Source organism: Fredinandcohnia quinoae (genome assembly GCF_022427965.1).
GTDB classification, from domain to species: domain Bacteria; phylum Bacillota; class Bacilli; order Bacillales; family Bacillaceae_L; genus Ferdinandcohnia; species Ferdinandcohnia quinoae.
In genome coordinates this window covers 15,389-40,683 of sequence record NZ_JAKTTI010000007.1, presented here as the reverse complement: position 1 = coordinate 40,683, position 25,295 = coordinate 15,389, and the positions used below count along the sequence as shown (strand labels likewise).

17 protein-coding genes are annotated in these 25,295 nt (G+C 36.5%); 16 read left to right on the top strand and 1 reads right to left on the bottom strand.

The window, feature by feature from the left end:
• Positions 1-43 precede the first annotated feature (43 nt).
• The 14 genes from prfB to MJG50_RS06810 all read left to right on the top strand — a co-directional run bounded on the left by prfB (position 44) and on the right by MJG50_RS06810 (position 21,312).
• Positions 44-1,145, top strand: a protein-coding gene (prfB, locus tag MJG50_RS06875; RefSeq protein WP_240253965.1) for a peptide chain release factor 2 whose coding sequence is annotated in 2 segments (ribosomal slippage) — positions 44-115 and positions 117-1,145 — 1,101 coding nt in all. Because the reading frame shifts where the segments join, the coding sequence is not laid out codon by codon here.
• Positions 1,146-1,617: 472 nt separating this feature from the next.
• A complete protein-coding gene (locus MJG50_RS06870) occupies positions 1,618-3,114 on the top strand; it encodes a methyl-accepting chemotaxis protein (RefSeq protein WP_240253964.1) in 1,497 nt (498 codons plus the stop codon).
• Positions 3,115-3,264: 150 nt separating this feature from the next.
• Complete coding sequence (locus tag MJG50_RS06865) at positions 3,265-4,806, top strand: response regulator transcription factor (RefSeq protein ID WP_275695528.1); 1,542 nt, start codon at positions 3,265-3,267, stop codon at positions 4,804-4,806.
• Between the two features lie 2 nt (positions 4,807-4,808).
• Entirely contained in the window at positions 4,809-6,569 is a 1,761-nt protein-coding gene (locus MJG50_RS06860) for a sensor histidine kinase (protein ID WP_240253963.1), read from the top strand.
• A gap of 283 nt (positions 6,570-6,852) precedes the next feature.
• A complete protein-coding gene (locus MJG50_RS06855; RefSeq protein WP_240253962.1) occupies positions 6,853-8,142 on the top strand; it encodes an ABC transporter substrate-binding protein in 1,290 nt (429 codons plus the stop codon).
• 154 nt (positions 8,143-8,296) lie between these two features.
• The gene (locus MJG50_RS06850; RefSeq protein WP_431307263.1) at positions 8,297-9,217 is read left to right on the top strand and encodes a carbohydrate ABC transporter permease; all 921 of its coding nucleotides are present in this window, start codon (positions 8,297-8,299) and stop codon (positions 9,215-9,217) included.
• Complete coding sequence (locus MJG50_RS06845; RefSeq protein ID WP_240253961.1) at positions 9,214-10,038, top strand: carbohydrate ABC transporter permease; 825 nt, start codon at positions 9,214-9,216, stop codon at positions 10,036-10,038. Before MJG50_RS06850 ends, MJG50_RS06845 begins: the two co-directional genes overlap by 4 nt.
• Positions 10,039-10,064: 26 nt before the next feature.
• Positions 10,065-13,097: a beta-galactosidase, LacZ type gene (lacZ, locus tag MJG50_RS06840; RefSeq protein WP_240253960.1), complete on the top strand. Its 3,033-nt coding sequence runs from the start codon at positions 10,065-10,067 to the stop codon at positions 13,095-13,097.
• 64 nt (positions 13,098-13,161) lie between these two features.
• Entirely contained in the window at positions 13,162-15,384 is a 2,223-nt protein-coding gene (locus MJG50_RS06835; protein ID WP_240253959.1) for an alpha-galactosidase, read from the top strand.
• A 168-nt stretch (positions 15,385-15,552) separates the two neighbouring features.
• The gene (locus tag MJG50_RS06830) at positions 15,553-16,734 is read left to right on the top strand and encodes a galactokinase (RefSeq protein WP_240253957.1); all 1,182 of its coding nucleotides are present in this window, start codon (positions 15,553-15,555) and stop codon (positions 16,732-16,734) included.
• A gap of 25 nt (positions 16,735-16,759) precedes the next feature.
• Positions 16,760-17,749, top strand: a complete 990-nt coding sequence (gene galE / locus MJG50_RS06825; RefSeq protein ID WP_240253955.1) for a UDP-glucose 4-epimerase GalE — start codon at positions 16,760-16,762, stop codon at positions 17,747-17,749.
• A gap of 9 nt (positions 17,750-17,758) precedes the next feature.
• The gene (gene galT / locus MJG50_RS06820) at positions 17,759-19,249 is read left to right on the top strand and encodes a UDP-glucose--hexose-1-phosphate uridylyltransferase (protein ID WP_240253953.1); all 1,491 of its coding nucleotides are present in this window, start codon (positions 17,759-17,761) and stop codon (positions 19,247-19,249) included.
• A 9-nt stretch (positions 19,250-19,258) separates the two neighbouring features.
• Positions 19,259-20,308, top strand: a complete 1,050-nt coding sequence (locus tag MJG50_RS06815) for an aldose epimerase family protein (RefSeq protein ID WP_240253951.1) — start codon at positions 19,259-19,261, stop codon at positions 20,306-20,308.
• A gap of 17 nt (positions 20,309-20,325) precedes the next feature.
• The gene (locus MJG50_RS06810; RefSeq protein WP_240253949.1) at positions 20,326-21,312 is read left to right on the top strand and encodes a LacI family DNA-binding transcriptional regulator; all 987 of its coding nucleotides are present in this window, start codon (positions 20,326-20,328) and stop codon (positions 21,310-21,312) included.
• A gap of 28 nt (positions 21,313-21,340) precedes the next feature.
• Here the strand turns inward: MJG50_RS06810 and MJG50_RS06805 are convergent, their stop codons facing one another.
• Positions 21,341-22,537 (bottom strand): DUF418 domain-containing protein, encoded by a 1,197-nt coding sequence (locus tag MJG50_RS06805; RefSeq protein WP_240253947.1) that lies wholly within the window; start codon positions 22,535-22,537, stop codon positions 21,341-21,343.
• Positions 22,538-22,736: 199 nt separating this feature from the next.
• Between MJG50_RS06805 and MJG50_RS06800 the strand changes: the two genes are divergently transcribed.
• Together MJG50_RS06800 and MJG50_RS22295 are read left to right on the top strand one after the other, a co-directional pair.
• Positions 22,737-23,453: a response regulator transcription factor gene (locus MJG50_RS06800; RefSeq protein ID WP_240253945.1), complete on the top strand. Its 717-nt coding sequence runs from the start codon at positions 22,737-22,739 to the stop codon at positions 23,451-23,453.
• On the top strand, positions 23,450-25,216 hold the full coding sequence (locus MJG50_RS22295) for a sensor histidine kinase (protein ID WP_240253944.1): 1,767 nt from the start codon (positions 23,450-23,452) through the stop codon (positions 25,214-25,216). The genes MJG50_RS06800 and MJG50_RS22295 overlap by 4 nt, the downstream gene beginning before the upstream one ends.
• The last annotated feature ends 79 nt before the right edge of the window (positions 25,217-25,295 follow it).

The window sequence follows — 25,295 nt, the reverse complement described above, 5'->3', positions numbered from 1 at the left end:
TCTCACCTTTACGTCTCTCTACAGCATGAAAGGATGAAGGAAAATGGAATTAGTAGAAATAAAGCATGAACTCGAGAAGATGGCTAAGCGATTAGCGGACTTTAGGGGGTCTCTTTGACTTAGAGGCAAAGCAAGCCCGAATAACTGAGCTTGATGAAATTATGTCAATGCCTGATTTTTGGAATGACCAACAAAAGGCTCAAACCTTAATTAATGAATCAAATGCATTAAAAGATCAAGTTGTTCAGTTTAACAATCTTCATGACGAATATGAAAATTTAGATGTAACGTATCAGCTCGTAAAAGAAGAACCTGATGCTGAACTTCAAGGGGAACTTGAGGTTGAATTGAAGGGGTTAACTCAGGAATTTAATGATTTCGAGCTACAGCTTCTTTTAAGTGAAGAATATGATAAAAATAATGCAATTTTAGAACTTCACCCAGGTGCTGGTGGAACTGAATCACAGGACTGGGGTTCGATGCTATTACGCATGTACACTCGTTGGGCAGAGAAAAAGGGCTTCAAGGTTGATACTTTGGACTATCTTCCTGGTGATGAGGCTGGAATTAAGAGTGTAACCTTGCTAATTAAAGGCCATAATGCGTATGGTTATTTGAAGGCTGAAAAAGGGGTCCACCGACTCGTTCGTATTTCGCCATTTGATTCCTCAGGCCGTCGTCACACATCATTTGTGTCATGTGAAGTCATGCCTGAATTCAATGATGAAATCGAAATCGATATTCGAACAGAGGACTTGAAGATTGATACGTATCGGGCTAGTGGTGCTGGTGGTCAGCATATTAATACAACAGACTCGGCCGTTCGGATCACACATATTCCGACTGGTGTTGTTGTTACATGTCAAACCGAACGTTCACAAATTAAAAACCGCGCTCAAGCCATGAATATGCTAAAATCCAAGCTTTATCAAAGAAGAATTGAAGAACAACAAGCAGAGCTAGATGAAATCCGTGGTGAACAAAAGGAAATCGGTTGGGGAAGCCAAATCCGTTCCTACGTCTTCCACCCGTATTCAATGGTAAAAGACCACCGTACAAATACAGAAGTTGGTAATACCGGAAGTGTTATGGATGGTGACCTAGATCCATTCATTGATGCGTATTTGAGATCGAAATTGAATTAATGATTTGTCAACCCATCCGGAGTTCGGGTGGGTTGGCTTTTTTTTGCTTGTAAATTGTATGAGTGCGGTAGAATTTAGATTGGATTTAGGGGATTTCGGGTAACGTGCATTTATTATGCGTAAAGTGCAAATAACGCGGCTAACGAGCAAATCTCCAGATTAACGAACATAAACAACTTTTATCGTGCATAACATCCAAATATCGTGCATATCCCGAAATTATCGCGCATATCGATAGTTCAGCAGAGATTTCACCCCTTAAAGTTTAATGAAACGGACCAAACAATCTATCAAAATATAAAAAAGGTAATTTCTAAGACCAAAATTAACTAAATAAAACCAAAGTCCCAGGAAAAACGCGATCCAAATCAAAATCTGTTTATTTCTGAATAATTCCTAAATATTTTATTTTCCTTTAATGTAAAAAAATTGTAGAATAGTAGTATATATAGAACATATTGGGGGTAAGTTTATGACGGGGTCAATGCTGAATTTAGAACAGGTGGAGAAAGCGGATATTCAAAGAAAGAATAAACTGGTTACAATCGTTACGCTCATTTCTGTTGTCCTCGCTATTATTGTCGATATTGCGATTCAACAGTCTTTACAAGTCATATTGACGATTGCGATAGGTGGATTAACTTTTGTGGCAATTATTGGAGTTTTGATTTATAAGGAAGTATTTATTACGAGGCTTCCATATATTATTATGGTCGGTATGTCGATTGTTATCTATCTTATTATGAGTGTTTCTAGTGCACCACCGATTGTTTTACTACCTTTATACCTATTAACTGCAGCGGCAATTTATAATAAGCGTCCTATATTAGTGCTAGGAGTGGCGAGTGGACTCTTATTAAGTATTCTATTTCTCTTAACAACTATAGAGGAAATTGGTTATTCAACACAGCATATCATCGTCTATTATTTAATTTTTAGTGTTATTATCCTTACATTATTTTTCCAAAACCAAGTAACGAAAAAGTTAACGCAAGACATACATGTACTAAATGAAAATACTAAGAACATGTTAGAAAAACAAAGACTTCAAGCTGTACAACTTGAGAGTAATTCCCAAACAATAAGTGAAAACATATCGAACATCCGAAGCCAGGGTGAAGATCAGATGCATTCATTTAATGAAATGACAATTGCTGTAACAGAGATTTCAGCGGGTATGAACTCACAAAATGAAGCAGCATCAACGATTACTGAGTCAGTAGAGAAATTAAATAAGGTTGTCCAACATCTAATTGAAGGTTCAAATCAATTAAATAAGCAGACAGTGAGTGCAAATCATGCATCGGAAAATGGAAGTGTTACGATTGAACTTCTCCTTTCAAAAATTACAGATTTTCATGAATCTGTTACATCGATGTCAGGTACGATGAATCAATTAGTTACAAAAATACAGGAGACAAATACGTTTACTGATAAAATTCAAGAAATCGCATCACAAACGAATCTTCTGGCTCTTAATGCATCTATTGAAGCAGCACGTGCAGGTGAAAGTGGTAAAGGTTTTGCAGTTGTAGCAGATGAAATTAGAAAGCTATCAGAACTAACATCAAACACAGTCAATCTCATTTCTCAAAATCTATTTGCGGTGAATGAACGTACAATGCTGACACAGAAGCAAATGAATGAAAATGCCGAGAAGATGAATGAAAGTGTAGAACTTACGAAGGAGACAAAGGGCGTATTTGCAAATATTGACCAAACTGTTTCTGAATTAAACGAATCCGTGAAGAAATTTGAGAGGATCTCAAAAGAGATAGGGAGCTCATCTTCGTCAATTGAAACATCTGTAAGTGAATTTGCGGCAATCATTGAAGAAACGACAGCATCACTTGAAGAGATTACAGCAACAATTGAAAACCAAAATAATCAGATACATCAGCTCGTTTCGTACGTCCAAAATACAGATGATGCAACAACTGAATTAATGGAAATTTTTAAAGAGAAGTAAAAGATTTATAGATATCATCAGGAAGAAAAGTCACAATGATACGTTTATAAGTATTGTGGCTTTTTTGGTTGGGTAGACCATGATAAAATATTTATTAAAATCACTTATACGTTTTAACCTAGTATACGCCACCTTGTAGGAGGGATTGCGTTGAAACCTAATGAACTTTGTAGGACTTTAATTGTTGATGATGAAATGTTAATAAGGCAAGGGATTAAACATTATTTAAATTGGGAAGAAGAAGGTTTTCAAATTGTTGGTGAAGCATCAAATGGCAAAGAAGCTCTTGAATTAATTGAGGCAACCAATCCACACATCATTCTTACTGACATCGTTATGCCAATTATGGATGGTGATGAATTAACTAGAATCGTGAAATCAAAGTATCCTCACATTGAAATCATTATTTTAAGTAGTTTTAGTGATTTTGAATATGTACGGTCTACCTTTCAAAGTGGTGTTGTTGATTATATTTTAAAACCAAAAATTGATGGACCTGAGCTTCTTAAAGTGTTAAGGAAGGCGGCAAACAGAATCCCTGCATTTCAATTTATTGGGAGTCAATCAGATTTCAATCTATCATTGGAGCATACGATCGACAAGCTTATTTCTGGCTATGAAATTAATTATGATTCAGAGGTCATATCTAAGATTCTACCTTATAAATATTACTATTTAATGGGGATTGATTTGCAAAAATACTCTACTAAAAGAAAAGAAGAGTTTAAAACGTATTTAAAAGAGAAATTTGAAGAGTCTTTTCCAAGCCAACTGGTTCACCATACTTTTCAACAGGATCAAAATGTAATTGTATTTCTACTTAATGTACAGCAAGAATATACAGTTGAATTAAGTAGATTTGCAACTCTTCTTGTAGAAGCAGAATCGAAAGCGAGATTTGTATTAAGTGAGTATTTCCTTGATTTTTCAAAATTAGGCATGATATATAAAGTAAATATTATAAAACTACTTCAATATCAATTTTATTTTCCTAATCAAATTGTTTTAGTGCAACAGGATTTGCCAGCGCAACCTCCCGAATGTGAAGCTTTTAATTTAGATTGGTTTACAGAAGAGTTTACACATGAGAGATTTGATACAGCATTTGTCTATTTGAAAAAGCATGTTAATAAATTATCTACTTGTTATACGATGGATATTTTTGAGTACAAATCATTTTTTGGAAATATTATTTTTAATATTGCCGTTCTTTTAGGTAATATGGAATATAATGTTAAGAATTTAGAAAGCGCTAAATATTTATGTTTTACAGCCATTAATGAGTCATCAACTGCAGGAGAAGTTGTCGAGCAATTGAATATGTTCATCACAGAAGCAAATAAAGCAATCGCGGATAAACGTAATAAGCTTGGAAATTCAAATATGAAGAAGCTATTGGAATACGTTGAAGAACACTATAATGAGCCACTTAGCCTTTCTAGCGTTGCAAAACATTTTCATTTTAATCCATCCTATCTTTCAAGTTATTTTACTGCACATAATAATGAAGGGTTTAATGAGTATTTAAATAAAATTAGAATTGAAGAGGCTGCAAAATTACTATTAAAAGATACTGCCACGATTTCAGAAATCAGCGGAATGGTAGGTTATTCAGATCACAGTTATTTTTGTAAAGTATTCAAGAAAATGAAAGGGGTTTCCCCTAGTAAATACAGAAGGAAGTATTCTTAAAGATGGGAATAATACCGGATCGATTTAAACATAGCAGCTTATTTATTAAATTGTTTTTCATCACTTTTATTACAATTCTTGCAGTATCTGTAATTATCACTTGGACGACGATTCGGATGTCGGAGCGGTTTTTTATTGAACGGTTCAGCATTACAAATGATACAGTTATGAAACAAATAAAGGAGAGCTTGGATACATTTAATTACTCGATTGTGATTGCTTCTAATAAACTGTTGCAAAATGGTACAGTTAAGAACTTTCTCACTGAAGAGAAGTCTAATAAGCAGCTAATGTCATCTTATTATACGATCCAAAACCAAATGAGTAGTATCGAATCAAATGTAGATGCATATGATGTCGGAATTACAATCTATGGGGTTAATCGAATTAGCTTTGCAACTGATCGAGCGATTTGGTCGGTTTCTAATCAGGAATTACAAAATCACCCCATCACTAGAAAAACACGTCAGGAACCGAAAAAGCTATTATATCAATTAGATCAACAACATGATAATAGTGGGAATGACGATGTTATTATTGCATCGAAAGCATTAATGGAAAGATCCACAAAAACAATCTATGGGTATATGTATTTTTACATTCAAGAAAGTGATTTTAGAAAGTTCTATAATAGTTATTCAAGTCCCGGTAATGATGTGTTAGTTATGAATAAGTCAGGGTTTATTTTGTCGAGCAATAATACTGAATATATTGGTAAAGGGAATGGGGAACTTCTTGAATATGCGATTGAAATGGAAGGTCAATCGAAAAATTACGTTAACACTCGTTTTATGAATAAGGATCACATTGTTATGATCGAGTATCTTCCTTCTTTTGATTTATATTTAGTTAATTTAATTGATAAAAAAGCTGCCTTCGGAGATTTAATAGACAAGAAGTCGATTGTCTTAATAAGTGTTGGGATTATTTTGTTAGCCCTTATTATTGTATTCCTGGTTTCAAGAAGACTGACGAATTCATTATCCATGCTTGTAAAACAAATTGGAAACGCACCGAAGGATCATTTTAACCAATACGTGTCTGTAAGCGGTACGTATGAAACGAGGCAATTGAGTAAAGCTTTTAACTCCATGCTTGACGAGTTGCATGAGTATGTCGATAAACTTGTACATTCGCAAAAGCAAAAACGAAATGCTGAGCTTGCTGCATTACAGCAACAGATCAATCCACATTTTTTATATAATACATTGACATCAATAAAATTCCTGATTCGACAAGGAAGTAAGGAAGAAGCAGAGGACATCATTCATGCATTAATATCCTTATTACAAAACACAATTGGCAATGTTAAGGAAACAATTACTGTCAACGAAGAAATTGAAAACTTGAAAAACTATGTATTAATTAATCAAAAGCGTTATGGTAATCGAATTAATGTGAATTATTTTATCGCTCCTGATTGTGTGAATTTTAACATACCAAAACTGATTATACAGCCATTTGTAGAAAATTCATTTTTCCATGGTTTCAATCGAAAGGATAATGGATATATCAATGTATTAGTGTGGAAGGAAGGTACTAGCTTGATCTGCGAAGTGATAGATAATGGAGATGGGATGGAAATATCAAATGAAAGCAAATTACCAGATAAGAAACAAAAGCAAGAGCGATTTACTGGTATCGGTGTACAAAATGTACATGAACGTATCCAACTCATTTATGGTGAATCCTATGGTGTAACAATCTCAAGCGAAGTCGGAGAAGGTACAAAGGTACGGATTTCTCTTCCTATCTATGAATAATGTGTAAATGATCCCCCTATCTTTTTAAACTTAGGTGGCACAATTATCATAACCATTGTGCTATTTTTTACCGATAAAGTTTAAAAAGTACGGGGGTTTTGTCATCTGAAAATAATTATAAAACCTAAAAAAAGTACAAATGCACTTGGAGTGAAAGCGGATTCAATACACAAAAATATCACAATTATACAGAAATATTCTCCTAACTCTAGAAGCATAGCTGATGGTAACATTGTATCCATAAGAGAGATAACGCTTTCAATAAAAACTAGGGGGTATATCAATGAAAAAGTTTTTAGCACTTTTTTTAGTAAGCATACTGATGTTAACTGCTTGTTCTTCCGGTTCAGATGAGAAAGACGAATCAAAAGGAAAAAAGGATTCGAACGAGGTAACAATTTGGGCATGGGATCCAAACTTTAATATTAAGGCGCTAGAAATAGCGAAAGAGGCATATCAAAAAGAAAACACAGATGTGAAGATTAACATCATTGAAAACGCACAAGATGATATTATTCAAAAGCTTAATACTAGCTTAAGCTCTGGAACAACAAAAGGGCTGCCAAACATCGTTTTAATTGAGGATTATCGAGCACAAAGCTTCCTTCAAGCGTATCCAGATTCATTCCATGAAATAACTGGATCTTTTAAAACAGAAGATTTTGCTCCATACAAGATGTTACCAACAAGTATTGATGGTAAAAACTATGGTTTACCTTTTGACACTGGGGTAACTGGTTTATATGTAAGAACTGATTACTTAGAGGAAGCTGGCTATACAGTGGATGACTTCAAAGATGCTGATTGGGATAAATACATTGAAATTGGTAAAAAGGTAAAAGAAGCAACGGGTAAGGATATGTTAACACTTGATCCAAATGACCTTGGACAAATTCGTATGATGATCCAATCAAGTGGTTCATGGTATTTGCAAGAAGATGGCGTTACACCTAATCTAGCAGATAATGAAGCGCTAAAGAAGGCATTTGAAGTATATAAAGAATTAAATAATGCTGAGATCGTAAAACCTGTATCAGACTGGAGTCAATTTTTAGCAGCATTTAATAGTGGAGATGTGGCTTCCGTTCCAACTGGTAACTGGATTACACCTTCAATTAAAGCAGAGGCTTCACAATCTGGTAACTGGGCAGTTGTACCTTTTCCAAAACTACCAGGTATCGAAGGTTCAGTTAATGCTTCTAACCTAGGTGGAAGCTCATGGTATGTACTTGATGTAGATGGTAAAGATGATGCAGTGGATTTCCTAAGTAAAACTTTTGGTTCCAATGCTGACCTATATCAAGAATTAGTGAAGGAAATCGGTGCGATCGGTTCTTATATTCCAGCTGCTGAAGGTGAAGCATACAAAGCAGCAGACGAGTTCTTTGGGGGTCAAACGATTATCTCTGATTTCTCTACATGGACAGAACAAATTCCACAAGTGAACTATGGCCTTCATACGTATGCCATTGAGGACATCTTAGTAGTGGAAATGCAAAATTACTTAAATGGTGCTGATCTTGACGAAGTGCTAGCTAATGCGCAAAAACAAGCTGAAACACAAGTTAAATAATCAACCAACTAAAAAGTCTCTAATACAATTAGATATATTGATATAGAGGCAATGCCTCGGAAACTCGCACCTCTCTTATTATGATAAGGAGCTATCCTGAACGATCAGGCGAGATATTCCGAGGCTATTACTTTATGGCAAGGAGTGAGAGAAAGTGATAACAGCAAAAACGAATCCAACCATTCAACCAACGAAATCAGGTAAAGGGCTTCGTACGAAAAATGCGATTATTGGCTGGTCTTTTATTGCGATAGCGACTATTATGATTTGCTTGTTTTATTTTTATCCGATGATTCAAGCATTGATTATGTCATTTCAATCAGGAACTGGGACAAATCTAACATTCAATGGAATAGATAACTATATACGATTATTTAAGGATCCAACATTTTTAACAGCGGTTAAGAATACTGTCATTTTTCTTATCATTCAAGTACCCGTGATGATTTTACTAGCTTTAGTTTTATCAGTTTTATTGAATGATAAAGCCCTAAAGCTTAAAGGTTTCTTTCGTACAGCAATCTTTTTACCATGTGTCACATCACTTGTTGCCTATTCTGTAATTTTTAAATATTTATTCGGAGTAGACGGCATGATTAATATGATGCTAATGAAGGTATCACTGATCTCAGAACCAATTCAATGGCTGACAGATCCCTTTTGGGCAAAAATAGCGATTATTATTGCGATTACATGGCGTTGGACTGGCTATAATATGATTTTCTATTTATCATCTTTACAAAATATTGATCATTCAATCTATGAAGCTGCAAAAATTGATGGGGCATCAGCTTTTCAACAATTCTTTAAAATTACAATTCCAATGTTGAAACCAATTATTTTATTCACATCGATTACATCAACAATTGGTACACTTCAATTGTTTGATGAGGTCATGAATATTACGCAGGGTGGGCCTGGGAATTCGACCATTACGATTTCACAGTATATTTATAATTTGTCCTTTAAATACACACCTGACTTCGGATATGCAGCAACTGTTTCCTATGCAATTGTAATTATGATTGTCATCTTCTCGATCATTCAGTTTAAAGTGGCAGGTGATAAAAAATGAGTAAACTAAAACGAATCATTAGTTATGCAATCCTAATTATAGCAACGATCGTATCTATTTTTCCTTTTATCTGGATGATTGTAAGTGCAACAAATAAATCAGTGGATGTAACAAAAGGTAGATTATTACCAGGAAGTAATTTGTTTGAAAATCTACAAAATTTATTGGCTACAGTAGATCTAGTCCCAGCACTACTTAATTCGGCCAAGATTTCAATTTCTACAACGATTTTAGCATTACTAATAGGCTCATTAGCAGGGTATGGTTTTGAAATCCATCGGAGTAAGGCGAAGGATATCGTGTTCAATATTTTACTGCTTTCGATGATGATTCCATTTGCAGCTCTTATGGTGCCGTTATTCCGTATGTTTGGAAAGATTTCGCAAACAGCACCTTTAATTGGAATCGATACATTAACAGCAGCAGTATTACCATCGGTTACTACCGCATTCCTTATTTTCTTCTTTCGACAAAATACGAAGATGTTTCCGAAGGATATTCTTGAAGCAGGAAGAATTGATGGATTAAGTGAGATCGGTGTGTTTTTTAGAATTTACGTTCCGACAATGAAGACAACATATGCCGCAGCGGCAATTATCACATTCATGGCAAGCTGGAATAATTATTTGTGGCCATTAGTTGTGTTGCAATCACCTGAAAATCAAACAATTCCATTGCTTATTTCGAATCTGGGATCTAGCTACGCACCTGATTATGGTGTCATCATGCTGGCAATTGTTATTGCAACATTACCTGCAGCACTTATCTTCTTTCTCATGCAAAAGCATTTCGTTGCAGGTATGATGGGCTCTGTTAAATAAAGTGGATTGAAAGGAAGTGTGTCATTATGACTAAAACACCTACGATTGATTGGCTAACCGATCTTGATATTTTTGCAGTAAATCGACTTCCCGCACACTCGGATCATTTGTATTATGAGACGATGGCTGAGGCGAAAAGCGCTATACCAATGAAACTCCGTTATTATTTGAACGGAAATTGGAAATTTAACTATGCGGTGAATCCAAGTAACCGACCTGAGCAATTTTATCGTCTTGATTATGAATGCTCTGGATGGGGGGATATCACAGTTCCTGGGCATATTCAATTGCAAGGCTATGGAAAACCGCAATATGTGAATACGATGTACCCGTGGGACGGTTTGAATGATATTCGCCCACCTGAAATCCCAACCGATCATAATCCAGTTGGAAGCTATGTAAAGTACTTTCATGTCCCTGAAAATATGGATAAAAGGTCAGTATACATCTCGTTTCAAGGTGTTGAATCGGCATTCTTTGTCTGGTTGAACGGTGAATTTGTAGGCTACAGTGAGGATTCATTCACACCTGCAGAATTTGAATTGACTCCTTTTTTAATAGAGGGAGAGAATAAGCTGGCAGTTGAAGTATATCAGCGCAGTACGGGAAGTTGGCTAGAGGACCAGGATTTCTGGAGGTTTTCGGGGATTTTCCGCGATGTATACTTATATACAGTCCCTGAAATTCATATTCAAGATATTCATGTACAGACAGAGTTGAATCCGAGTTATTCGGTAGGGACTCTAAATGTTAACATGAAGTTTTCATCTGAGGTTCCAAGTGGTTCGAAATTAGTAGGGGAAATCGTTGATGTTAAAGGTAACTTAATAGAAACTACTTATCTTAACGTGAATCAATCACTATCAATGGAAGTCAAGAATCCTAATCTATGGAGTGCAGAACATCCATATTTGTATACATTATTTATTCAAGTATATGATCCATCAGGTAATCTAGTTGAAGTAATTCCGCAAAAAATAGGTTTTCGAAAATTTGAGCTTGCTGATAAAATCATGCGAATTAATGGGGAACGCATCGTCTTCAAAGGGGTTAATCGCCATGAATTTAATTTTCGCAGTGGGCGCGCAATTACGAAGGAAGATATGCTTTGGGATATTAAGACGTTAAAACGCAATAATATTAATGCTGTTCGAACTTCTCATTACCCAAATCAAAGTTATTGGTATGAATTATGTGATAAATACGGGATTTATGTTATTGATGAAATGAACCTAGAAACGCATGGTTCTTGGCAAAAGATGGGGGCAGTTGAACCTTCATGGAATATTCCTGGGAATAAGCCAGAATGGGAAAATATCGTATTAGATCGAGCAGTTTCGATGTTTGAAAGGGATAAAAATCATCCTTCAATTCTTATCTGGTCATGTGGAAATGAATCCTATGCAGGTGAAGTCATTCTGAATGTCACGAAATATTTTAAATCGGTAGATCCAAGTCGACTTGTTCATTACGAGGGTGTATTCCATAACCGGGATTATAATGAGACAAGTGATATGGAAAGTCGTATGTATGCAAAGCCGAATGATATCGAGAAGTATTTGCAGGAGAATCCAGATAAGCCGTACATTAGCTGCGAGTATATGCATGCGATGGGTAATTCTCTTGGTGGTATGTACAAATATACCGATCTTGAACGTAAATATCCAATGTACCAAGGGGGGTTCATCTGGGATTACATTGATCAATCTATTATTAAAAAAGACCGTTATGGAAATGAATTCTTAGCATACGGTGGGGACTTTGGAGACCGTCCAACTGATTATGGCTTTTGTACAAATGGAATTGTGTACGCAAATCGTGAGCTTTCACCAAAGATGCAAGAAGTAAAATTTTTATACCAGGACATTAAGCTAATCCCAGACCGAAATGGTGTCACAATTCGAAATGAAGGGCTGTTTTCTAATACGGCTGATTATGATTTGGAATACAAGCTATTCCATGAGGGAAAAGAATTATATAAAAAAACTTCATCTATAGTTGTGGAGCCACAAGGCGAAGGAAGACTTGAATTTCAGTGGACAGATGATTTGATGGGTGATACAGGTGAATATTGTATTCATACTTCATTCAAATTGAAGGAAAGTACTCGATGGGCAGAATCAGGACATGAAATAGCATTCGGACAATTTGTATTCGAAATAGAAGAAAAAGTGAATGAAAATCAAGCACTATCAATTAGAGACTTGAGAGTTGTACATGGCGATGTGAATATTGGTGTCCATGGGAGAGATTTTACGATTATTTTCTCGAAAGCCGTAGGTAGTCTAGTATCTCTAAATTATGCGGGTAAAGAAATGATTGAGAGTCCACTCGTGCCATTGTTCTGGAGAGCAACGACAGATAATGATCGAGGATATTCACAAACCTATCATTCTGGATGCTGGTTAACAGCTAGTCTAGCACGAAAATGTGTGGGAATTGATGTGGATGAAAAGAATGATCGTTTCGATATTTCTTTTACGTATAAATTATCGATTAGTAATGAAATAGAGGTTAAAACTATTTATTCTGTGTACCCGGACAGCAGTATCCGAGTTAAGTCAATCTATCATGGTGTAGAGAATCTTCCGCAAATGCCAATTTTTGCTGTTTCTTTCAAAGTTCCAGCAACCTTTAATCAGCTTGAATGGTATGCCATGGGACCTGAAGAAAATTATTCCGATCGTTCAATGGGGGCAAGACTAGGAATCTTTAAAAATACGGTTAGTGAAAATATATCGGGTTATGTGAATCCACAGGAATCAGGTAATCGAACCGGAGTACGCTGGACAAAGCTTACAAATTGTGAAGGACAAGGTGTACGTATATCTTCAACGACGGAGCCACTCGAATGTAATTTTTCACCTTATACCGCCTTCGAGTTGGAGAATGCTGCTCATCATTACGAGCTGCCGAATGTACATCACACAGTCGTTACGGTAGCAGGAAAGCAGATGGGAGTCGGTGGCGATGACAGCTGGGGTGCGCCAGTACATGAGGAGTATCTTCTTAACGCAAATGAAAAGATGGAATTCGAATTTATGATTCATCGCATTTAGTAAATATTTAATTGTAAAGAGCTTGGATTATTCGGGCTCTTTCCTTATATAATGAGGTGCTCTTATGAACATTTATGTAAATGAACAGTTAAAGCAATTCCATTTAACAAATGGTTCAATTAGTTATATTTTTAATGTCCTGAAAAATGGTAGTCTAGGTCAAATGTACTTTGGAAAAGCAATTAGACATCGAGAAGATTTTTCTCATCTTCAAGTAAATGATGTACCGACACCAGCTAGCTGCCACTATGATCAGAATGATCCCGCCTTCTCTTTAGAAACAACAAGGCAAGAGTATCCGGTAGTTGGAAAGGGCGATTTCCGTGAAGCTGCGATCGAAATGGAGAACAGTGAAGGAAGAGCGGGTAATATGTTTTCGTTTCAGAGTTATACGATAACGCAAGGTAAACCAAAGTTAATAGGACTTCCTGCAACATATGCGAAAGAAAATGAAGCAACTACATTAATCATTACATTACTAGATAAAAAAATAGGCTCAGAACTTCACCTAATGTACACGATTTTTCATGATTATCCTGTGATTACAAGAAGTGTCAATGTCAAAAATATTGGCAAAAGCATGTTATCTCTTAAAAGAATAATGAGTGCTTCAATTGACCTCCCCCATCAAGATTTTACGATGGTTCATTTGGCTGGAACATGGTCGAGAGAAAGGCATATAAAAGAACGTGACCTCGTTCAAGGAATCCAATCTATTTCAAGTATAAGGGGTGCAAGCTCACATCATCATAATCCATTTATCGCTCTTAAGAAAAAGGAAGCAACAGAGCATGAGAGTGAAGTATTTGGTTTTAACTTCGTCTATAGCAGTAATTTCTTAGCACAGGTTGAACTGGATCATTATGATGTAGCAAGAGTGATGATGGGAATACATCCACACCAATTTAACTGGAAGCTTGGAAGTGAAGAGTGCTTTCAAGCTCCGGAGGTTGTAATGGTTTACTCTAACAAGGGATTAAATGGGATGAGTCAAGCCTATCATGAGCTATATCGTAATCAATTAATTCGGGATCCATGGAAAACAAATGAGAGACCAATTTTAATTAATAACTGGGAAGCTACTTATTTTGACTTTGATGAAGAAAAGCTCGTCAATATCGCAGAGAGTGCCCAAGAGTTAGGAATCGAATTATTTGTTTTAGATGATGGTTGGTTCGGTAAAAGGAATGATGACACTTCCTCATTAGGGGATTGGTTTGAAAATGAGACGAAGTTGCCAAATGGTGTGGATGCATTAGCGCGTAAAATAAACGATTTGGGTCTGAAATTTGGTTTATGGTTTGAACCAGAAATGGTCAATCCAGACAGTCAATTATATCAGAATCATCCTGATTGGATTGTAGGGAGACCAGGAGAACATGTAGTATTTGGTCGTAATCAATTAGTATTGGATTTTTCAAGAACTGAAGTTGTTCAATACTTGTATGAAAGAATGGCAACGATTATCCGTAAAACAAACCTGTCATATATCAAATGGGATATGAATCGAAATATTACCGATGCTTATTCCTCAGCACTTTCAATTGATCAACAAGGTGAGTTTTACCACCGTTATATGTTAGGAGTCTATTCACTCTATGAAAAACTAACAAATGAGTTTCCGAATGTCTTATTTGAATCATGTGCGGGCGGGGGTGGGCGTTTTGATCCTGGAATGTTTTATTATGCGCCACAGGCTTGGACAAGTGATGATACCGATGCGGTTGAACGTTTGAAAATCCAGTATGGTACTTCTTTGGTATACCCAATTTATAGCATGGGTTCTCACGTTTCAGCTGTTCCTAATCATCAAACTTTACGAACAACATCAATTGAAACAAGGGCAAATACTGCTTATTTTGGAACGTTTGGTTATGAGCTTAATCCCTTGGAATTAAGTGAGGATGAAAGAGCCGTAATCAAGCAACAAGTTCAATTTTATAAAAAGCATCGTAAATTAGTAAGAGATGGTGATTTATATCGTTTATTAAACCCTTTTGAAAATAATGAAACAGCATGGATGATAGTTTCTAAGGATAAAAAGGAAGCACTAATTGGCTGGTATAAAGTATTGGCAACTCCAAATTCAAGTAAACAACAAGTTCTCCGACTAAAAGGATTGGATGAAAATACGTTATATTATGTTGAAGGCCAAGAAAAAGCCTTTTATGGTGATGAATTAATTCATCGTGGATTAACATTACCGACCGAATTTAATGGAGCCAATGCAAAAGAAGCACAACGTGGTGGAGATTATCAATCAGTCGTCTATTATATATATGAATGAAAAAGGGAGAGGGAGTAGTTAACTGATAACTACTCCTTTCTCATTAACCTAAAAAGTGTATGAAATATTTTTACTAAACTTTTACTAAAAATCATTGACCTTTTTAACTAGAAGGAATACACTTGTGGTAGAAAAGTAAAAATAGTCGCATTATTAGGAGGTAGCACCGTGGATTTTCAAGATTTAGCAAAGCGTTTTAAAGAAATCTTCCAAGAAGATGAATATCGAAGTTTTTTTGCACCTGGAAGGATTAATTTAATTGGGGAGCATACGGATTATAATGGGGGGCATGTGTTTCCGTGTGCGATAACAAAGGGGACTTATGCATTAGCAAGGAAGCGTTCGGATCATAAGGTAAGGATGTATTCAATGAACTTCGAGCAATTAGGGATGATTGAATTTGATCTGAACAATTTAGATTATGATGATGCACACAACTGGGCGAATTACCCAAAGGGGATGCTTCGCTATCTACGTGAAAATGGGTACTCCATTCAAACTGGAGTAGATGTTCTCTTTTATGGGAATATCCCGAATGGTGCTGGCTTGTCATCTTCGGCTTCAATTGAGCTAGTGTCAGGTGTGATGTTTGAGAACCTATTTGATTTGAAAATTGACCGAGTTGAACTTGTGAAAATTGGTCAACAGGTTGAAAATAAATTTATCGGTGTCAATAGTGGAATCATGGATCAGTTTGCGATTGGAATGGGTAAAGAGAACGCGGGAATCCTTCTAAACTGTGATACACTTGACTACAAATATGCGCCACTTGAATTGGAAAAGCATCTTATTTTAATCATGAATACGAATAAGCGGCGTGAGTTAGCAGACTCGAAGTATAACGAACGTAGAAGTGAGTGTGAACAGGCGCTTGAGCTGTTCAAGCAAGAATTAAATGTGGAAGCGCTTGGGAATATTTCTTCCACCCAATTCGAACAGAATAAGCACCTTATTTCCGATTCTATCATCCAAAAACGCGCGAAACATGCAATCTATGAAAATGAAAGAACGCTTCAGGCATTGAGAGCATTGAAAGAGGGTAACCTCGATGAATTTGGTCGTTTAATGGATGCTTCACATATTTCACTGCGTGATGATTATGAGGTAACAGGTATTGAACTTGATACATTAGTTGCTGCTGCCTGGGCACAGGATGGTGTATTAGGTGCTCGAATGACAGGTGCTGGCTTTGGTGGATGTGCAATTGCAATTGTCGAAAAAGACAAAGCTCAAGCAATCATTGAGTCAATTGGGGCAATCTATGCAGAAAAGATTGGCTACAAAGCTGATTTTTATGAAGTAAGTATTGGTGACGGAGCCAAAGTGCTTACAAAGGAATATATATTTTAGTAAAAAATTTAAACGGGGTGTTTTCATGAGTATTCTAGTATTAGGTGGAGCAGGTTATATTGGCTCTCATGCAGTGTATCAATTAATTGATGAGAATTTTGATGTTGTCGTCGTTGATAATTTACAAACTGGTCACAGACAAGCGATTCATCCGAAGGCAACATTCCATCAAGGTGATATTCGTGATCGTAGCTTTATGCAATCTGTATTTGAAAAAGAAAAGATTGATGCGGTTATTCATTTTGCGGCAAATTCACTCGTTGGTGAGTCAATGGTAGAACCGTTAAAATACTATGATAATAATGTGTTCGGCACTCAGGTCGTCCTTGAAACCATGCAAAAAAATCATGTGAAATACATCGTTTTCTCATCAACTGCGGCAACATACGGTGAACCAAAGCAGGTTCCGATTACTGAGGACATGCCAACTGTTCCAACAAACACTTATGGTGAAACAAAGCTTGCGATGGAAAAAATGATGAAGTGGTCGGAAATTGCAACCGGTCTGAAATTTGTATCACTCAGATATTTTAACGTAGCTGGTGCAAGAACGACAGGTGAAATCGGTGAGGATCATGATCCGGAAACACATTTAATTCCAGTTGTCCTTCAGGCTGCACTTGGTAAACGTGATGCAATCACCATCTTTGGAGAAGATTATGATACCCCGGATGGGTCATGTATCCGTGATTATATTCATGTAACGGACCTAATTGATGCTCACATTTTAGCACTGAAGTACTTGCAAAATGGTGGGGAGAGCAATTATTTTAATCTTGGTAGCAGTAAAGGATTTTCTGTTAAAGAAATCGTTGAGACCGCAAAGGAAGTTACAGCAAGGGAAATTCCGGTAAAAATCGGCGAACGTCGTGCGGGTGACCCAAGTACATTAATCGCTTCATCTGATAAAGCAAAGAACATATTAGGCTGGGAACCAAAACGTACATCAGTTCAGCAAATTATTACGGATGCATGGAATTGGCATGTGAATCATCCAGACGGATATGAAAGCTGAGTGAACATAATGAATATATATGAAACCATCCAGAATTTAACGAATCAAGCTGTTACTGTACAGCTTATTGAAGAGCAAGATATCGTTTATGTTCGTAATCAAATCCTGTCACTATTGGAACTTGACGATTATGTTCAAACAGAAGTAATTGTTACGGAAAAAGGAATTCCAGATTTACTTGAGGATCTGGTTCAATATGCGGTTGAAAATAATATAATTGAAGACTATTTTGATGCGAAGGAAATTCTCGTGAGCAAAATTATGAATACGATGATTCCACTTCCTTCAATTGTGACAAATCATTTTTATGAGCTTTATAAAAGTGACCCGGTTTCAGCAACGAATTATTTTTACGAGCTCAGTAAACATTCGAATTATATTCAAATGAAGCGAATTGAAACGAACATTGAATACAAGGTTGAGACAAAATACGGTGAGCTGGACATTACCATTAATTTATCCAAGCCAGAAAAGGACCCGAAGCAAATTGCCTTGGAAAAGGCGGCCAACCCTAAGACTGCCCAATATCCTAAGTGCTTATTATGTACGGAAAATGAAGGATATGCTGGGCGAATAGGTCATCCGGCACGTTCCAATCATCGAATTATTCCAGTACCATTAATAGATGAAACATGGTTTTTGCAATATTCGCCATATGTGTATTACAACGAACATTGTATACTATTATGTGAAGAACATCGTGATATGAAAATTAGTAAAACGACGTTTGAGCGTTTGTTGCGATTTGTTGAGAAATTTCCTCATTATTTTATTGGTTCAAATGCTGATATTCCGATTGTTGGTGGCTCGATTTTAACACATGATCATTACCAAGGTGGAAACTATGAATTCGCGATGGCAAAAGCTGAAGAAGTTATGAAGTTTGAATGGCCACAATATCCTAATGTTGAGTGTGCAACAGTGAAATGGCCAATGTCGGTTATCCGATTGAAGAGTGAGGATATTGCGAATTTAATTGAAGCAGGAAACCACATTTTACAGTCTTGGAAACAATACAGTGATCCTGAATGTGATATTATTGCATGTACAGGTGAAACCCCACATAATACGATTACACCGATTGCTAGGATGAGAGATGGCAAGTATGAGTTAGATTTAGTTTTACGTAATAATCGTACTAATGAAGAGCATCCATTAGGTATTTTTCATCCACATGCTGATGTTCATCATATTAAAAAGGAGAACATTGGACTAATTGAGGTCATGGGTCTAGCCGTTTTACCTGCAAGATTAGTTACGGAGTTGAAAGAAGTTGAACGATATTTGATCGATGAACCTAATGGTATCAATCCGATTCATGAATCATGGGCAAGGGAATTAAAGCAAATGTTTGCTGGCTCGGTTGATGAAGTTCATGAGTTTGTAAAACAAGAGGTTGGGAAAAAGTTCATGAGAGTCCTACAAGATGCGGGCGTTTTTAAACGTAATGGGGCTGGTCTTGCTGGGTTCGAGCGTTTTATAAAGTATTTTACGAGGTAGGAGATAATAATGGAAGTTATTTCACAAAGCTTTGATCGGTTGGGGCAAGAAGAAATTCAGCAGTATACGATTACGAATGATCATGGGATGAGCGTAAGTTGCATCAACTATGGCTGTATTATTACGGACATAGTGACTCCAGATCGTGACGGCAAATTAGAAAATGTCGTTCTAGGTTTTGATAACGTTGGTGACTATATAGAGCATGCACCTTATTTCGGTGCGATGATTGGGCGTGTTGCTGGAAGAATTAAAGGTGCTCAATTTGAGTTGGATGGACATGTATATTCACTTGATAAAAATGAGAAGGACAACCATTTGCATGGCGGGAAACGAACCTTTCACAATGTACTATGGGATGCTACCGTTATTGAAGATGATGAAAAATCGGGCGTTGAGTTCACATATGTAAGTAAAGATGGTGAAGAAGGTTACCCAGGAAATCTGAACATGACTGTTACATATGTATTGAACAATGATAATGAGCTAACGATTACAGCTACGGGATTCACAGATCAAACCACTTTGTTAAATGTGACGAATCATACGTATTTTAATCTTTCGGGCGGCCTAAGACGCGATATACTACAGCATGAGTTAACGATGAAAAGTGATCAATTTGTACAATTGAATGAAGAGCTGTTGCCAACTGGTCGGTTTCTTGATGTGTCTGATACACCATTTGATTTTAGAACGGCGCGTAAAATTGTTGATGGAACAGTATCTACAGATGAACAAAATATATTAGCTGGACATGGGTATGACCATCCATTTCTATTAAATAGTAATCATGACCAGGAAATTCAGTTATATGACGAAGAAAGCGGGCGTCACCTAATTGTAGAATCAAATCAACCTAGTGTTGTCGTCTATACGAGTAACCAGATTAATGGCGGTTTTAAGATTGGTGAAGTAGAAGCACGCGATTATTTAGGCATCTGCTTAGAAACGCAAGGCCTGCCAGATGCAATTCATCATCCACAATTCCCACCAATTGTTTTGAAAAAGGGAGAACAATACAACTGGACTACAACTTATAAATTTGCTGTTGTGAAATAGTTGAGAGGAGAACTCGTATGGCAACAATTAAGGACATAGCAGAAAAAGCGGGTGTCTCAATTGCGACAGTTTCAAGGGTGCTTAACTATGATTCTACCTTATCTGTAAGTGATGATACGAAGAAACGAATTTTTGAAGTGGCTGAAGAGCTTTCCTATAAAAAACGACCTGCACGAAAGACAACTTCGGCAAAAATTGGTATCATTCATTGGTATACCGAGAAGGAAGAGTTGAATGATCTCTATTATATGTCAATTCGACTAGGGATTGAGCAGCGTTGTGAACAAAATGATATTCAGGTTGTTAATTTTTATAATAACATTGAAAGTATGAAGCAAGAAGAGCTACAGGGGATTATCGCCGTTGGTAAATTCAGTTTGAAGCAAGTTGATGAGTTGGCAGCCATTAGCGAACATCTCGTGTTCGTCGATTGCAATCCAGATGAGCAACAATTTGATGCAGTCGTTATTGATTTTGAAAAGGCAACAAATATGGTATTGGATCATTTTATCGAAAATGGACATATATCAATTGGCTATATCGGTGGGAGAGAAGTATTCAAGGATCAAACTGCTGAAATAGAGGATTCTCGTGAAAAGGCTTTTAAATCCTTTATGAAGAATATGAATCGATTAGATGAAAAAAGCATGTTTGTAGGTGCTTTTTCAGTGGATGATGGCTTTTCGTTGATGGAGCAGGCCATTCTACAGCTTGGAGAAAATCTGCCTACAGCCTTCTTTGCCGGGAATGATTTACTCGCAATTGGTGCTTTACGTGCCTTACATGAAAAAGGCATCACAGTACCGGAACGTGTAAGTATAATTGGTGTCAATGACATTAGTGTGTCCAAGTATGTATTCCCACCATTATCAACAGTGAAGGTGTATACCGAGGTCATGGGTGAAACTGCAGTCGACACATTGCTAGAAAGAATTAATGGAAGACAAATCGCTAAAAAAGTGTTTATCTCGACGAAATTAGTTATTCGGGAAAGCAGTAAATAGGCAACCACTGTAAATGGTTGCCTATTTCTTATGCCCCTATTTCCTTTTGCAGTTGGAGTTTACTTTTTTCTTTTACCTTTCCATTAAACGATAGATTGGTCCAAATTCGTAGTATTTTTTCGATCGGTCCTGTTTTGAAGTGGGAAAGATACCAGCTGCTTGCTACAACCTGAAGGAGATAGATTCCAATGGATAAGCCGAATCCTGCTAGTACACCGAGCTTTCCAAACAGTCCAAATCCGTATCCATAGAATATCGTCGTACAGATGACCGTTTGCATTAAATAGTTTGTGAATGATAATTTGCCAACTGCTTCAAATCCCTTCAAAAGCTTGGAGTTTTTAGCATACGCATAAATTAAACCGATGCAGAAAATATAGCCAAGAGATAAAATATTTGCTCCAACTATTTCGGCAACACCCACACAGCTTTCCGGGACTGATAACAGACTAGCACTTTTCAACACGAGTCCAATCGGTACAAATAGGAAGACACAGACCTTATAGAAGAACGCTTCCTTCCTTGGCTCGCGAAATAAGTCATTTTCTGCAGCGTACATTCCAATTAAAAATAGTGGTGCTGAAAGGAGTGGTGCCAGTAGAAGCAATATGACGTATGCATAATCAGGTAAATTGAGTGGCATTTCATTGTTGCGATGTTCCATGATTTCCGAATAGCTACCACTTCCGTAAATTTCAATCGTATTTGTAATATAGGAATCCATTATTTGTTTATCTTCTTTTGTTTCATCTAATGAACCATAGCCCAATAATGAAGTACCTATGAGTAACAGGATTCCCCAGACTAGCATTGTTTTCTTTTTACGATTTAAGAAGAGTAATAAAAATATCCCCATTAATCCGTACAGTAATAAGATGTCGCCTTCCCATAAATAGGTTGAGTGTAGAATCCCAATTCCGAATAAAAATAAAAACCTTCGGAAAAAGTGGCGTTTTACTTTTTTTCCTTTGCTCTGTAGGTTTTGCCTCATTTTAATCATGCCATAACCAAAAAGGAATGTGAAAATGGGCATGAAGCTTCCTTCCACGAAAATTTTTAAAAACTCATGACTAAAAATATCAGTTTGTGAAGGTGAATAAAAATCCATTTCTTCCTTCCCCCACATACCGTATTGAAAAATTAACATATTAGCAACTAATATACCGAATAAACTCAAGCCCCGCATGCCATCAACGGCAGTAATTCTCTTACTTTTCGTATTCATGAAGTGTCTCCTTTTAAATTGTTGATTGAATACCTTTAGTGTACTCTTTGAAGATTACCTTGTTAGGAACTGGACATTACGAGTAGATTACCTCTTTAGAGTATTACGTTTGAAAAAATTATGCTTTTTCTGGAAATTTGAAAATACATGTAAGCTATTGGTAATGTTCATATGCTAAGATTATCTCGGGTGATGAATTGTGGAAAATATTAATATTTTACTAGTTGATGATGAGAAATCAATCGTAAAAATGCTGGAAACAGTGTTACGCAAAGAGGGATTTTCAAATATATATACGGCACATACAGCGAATGAGGCAATTGACATATTAAACAATACAAAAATGGATATTATCGTGTTAGATGTGATGCTTCCAGACAAATCGGGATTTGAGATTTGTCCGAAAATCAGAGAAATCTCAGAAGCATTTATACTGTTTGTAACCGCAAGAGTATCTGATTTAGATATATTAACAGGGTTTGCAATTGGTGGGGATGATTATATTACGAAACCATTTAATCCATTAGAAATAGTAGCTCGAATTAAGGCAAGATTAAGAAGGAGCTTCAAGTCAGAGGAGCAAGTACAGGTCTTGACATCCGAAACGCGATATCATTTTGGGCGATTTATTGTTGACGAGGAAGCTGGTGAATTACTTGTCGAAGGTGAGGTTGTAAAATGTCCGGCACAAGTATTTTTGTTATTGCTTTATTTTTGTAAAAATCCGAATCGAGTATTTTCGAAGGATCAATTACTTGAAGCAGTTTGGGGTATTAATAGTTTTATCGATGATAACACGGTCATTGTTCATATTAGAAGAATTAGAGAAAGAATTGAGCGGGATCCTAGTAATCCAGAGCACTTAGTAACAGTGCGTGGCTTAGGGTATAAGCTAGTGAAGGAGAAGGACAAGTGAAGTCATTAAAAAGAAGGATTGGTCTCCATTTTTCGCTGCAGTTTATTCTTATTTTTGTGCTCGTTCTCGTTATTTTATTCATGTTACTATTTTTATTACTCAATTTTATTATGAAGGAAGATATGAAAAGGAATTTTCCAATAGCTGCATTGGACACGATTGCAACTGAAACCTATTTCGAAGATGATAAACCGATTGTACAGGGCAATTGGAAGAAGGATTTACAGAAAGAAGGAATGTGGTTTCAAATCATTGATAAGAGTGGGTTAACCATTTATGAAATTAACACTCCGTCATCGATACCGATGAAATATACAGCAGGTCAATTACTTGAAATGCAGGAAAGTCAGAGGTTTGGTAACTATACCGTTCAACTTCAAATGGACACTTATTATGATTCATATCTTTACATTTTAGGCTATGAAAATGAAACACTACGGCAATTGGATAAATGGGTGAGTGAGTTCGGCAAAGACATCCAACGTAATACAGATTCTATTGCAAAGCTAGAAAAGGAAATCAATAAGTTTGGATATTTACATATTGTTGATGAAAATGGGCATGTTATTCGCTCGTTTGGTAAGGAATCATTAGCGGAAAAGTATGAACCGGTTGAGATTATTGAACGGAAGCTACTTCCCGAAAAGTTTGATTCAGCAGCAACTATTTACAATGATGCAAATAGTGGATTGACATGGATTTTATATTCAAATAAAGAAAATAAGGAGTATGATGGCTCCAACTTTATCAAAAATGTTACTTTGGCGATTATCGCAGCTGGATTAGTGATGTTGGTGATTACGATTGGATTTACAATATGGCATGCTTTTCGATATGGACGCCCTTTGCTACTATTTATTAGCTGGCTTGAACGACTTGGGCAAGGTGAATATGATACATTGCTAACGGAAAAGGACAGGAAAAAGGTTTTCACAAAAAAAGGGAAGATTCGTTCGAAATTTAAGCTGTATAAGGAAGTTATTCAATCCTTCTATGATATGGCAGAGAAATTAGAGAAGACGAGACAGGACAGGGATCAGCTTGAACGAACGAGGGAGGAATGGATGACAGGAATCTCTCATGATTTGCGAACACCATTAGCTACGATTCAGGGGTATGGTCATATGCTTGAAAGTGGACATTACGAATGGTCAGGTCAAGAGCTTGAGGACATGGGGAAGACAATTCGTGAAAAAGGCACTTATATGCTTGGGTTAGTTGAAGATTTTTCACTGGCTTTCCAATTGAAAAATAATAAGATACCTTTAGTGATTGAGAAGGTGGATGTAAATAAAACAGTGCATCATTTAGTATTGGATTATGTAAATGATGTGACAATCAAGAATGTTTCCTTTTCATTTGAGAAGCGGAGTGATCAAGATCTCCTTATTCATGGAGATGTGAAAATGATTAGTCGTGCCCTTGATAATCTTTTGTATAATGCGGTTAAGCATAATCCTGATGGAACTAGGGTGATTGTCTCAACCAACTTAGTAGGTAATGAGGTTTTTATTAAGATTGAGGATAATGGGATTGGAATGGATGAGGAAACGAGAAATAATCTCTTTGACCGTTATTACAGGGGTACGAATACTGAAGAAAAGACAGATGGAGCTGGACTCGGTCTGAGTATTACGAAAGCAATTATCGAATCCCATAACGGTACAATTGATGTTGTCTCAAGCTTAGGACTCGGAACGAAATTCATTCTCCGACTGCCGGAAGTGAACTCTGATAGAAGTGGTACCAGAGATTCGTGTTAGCTATGAAAGAAAAATGTATTAAAATGATGAGAAAAAACAAACAATAAGTGTAAGTGGTCGTATTATGTTGCTTTACCAC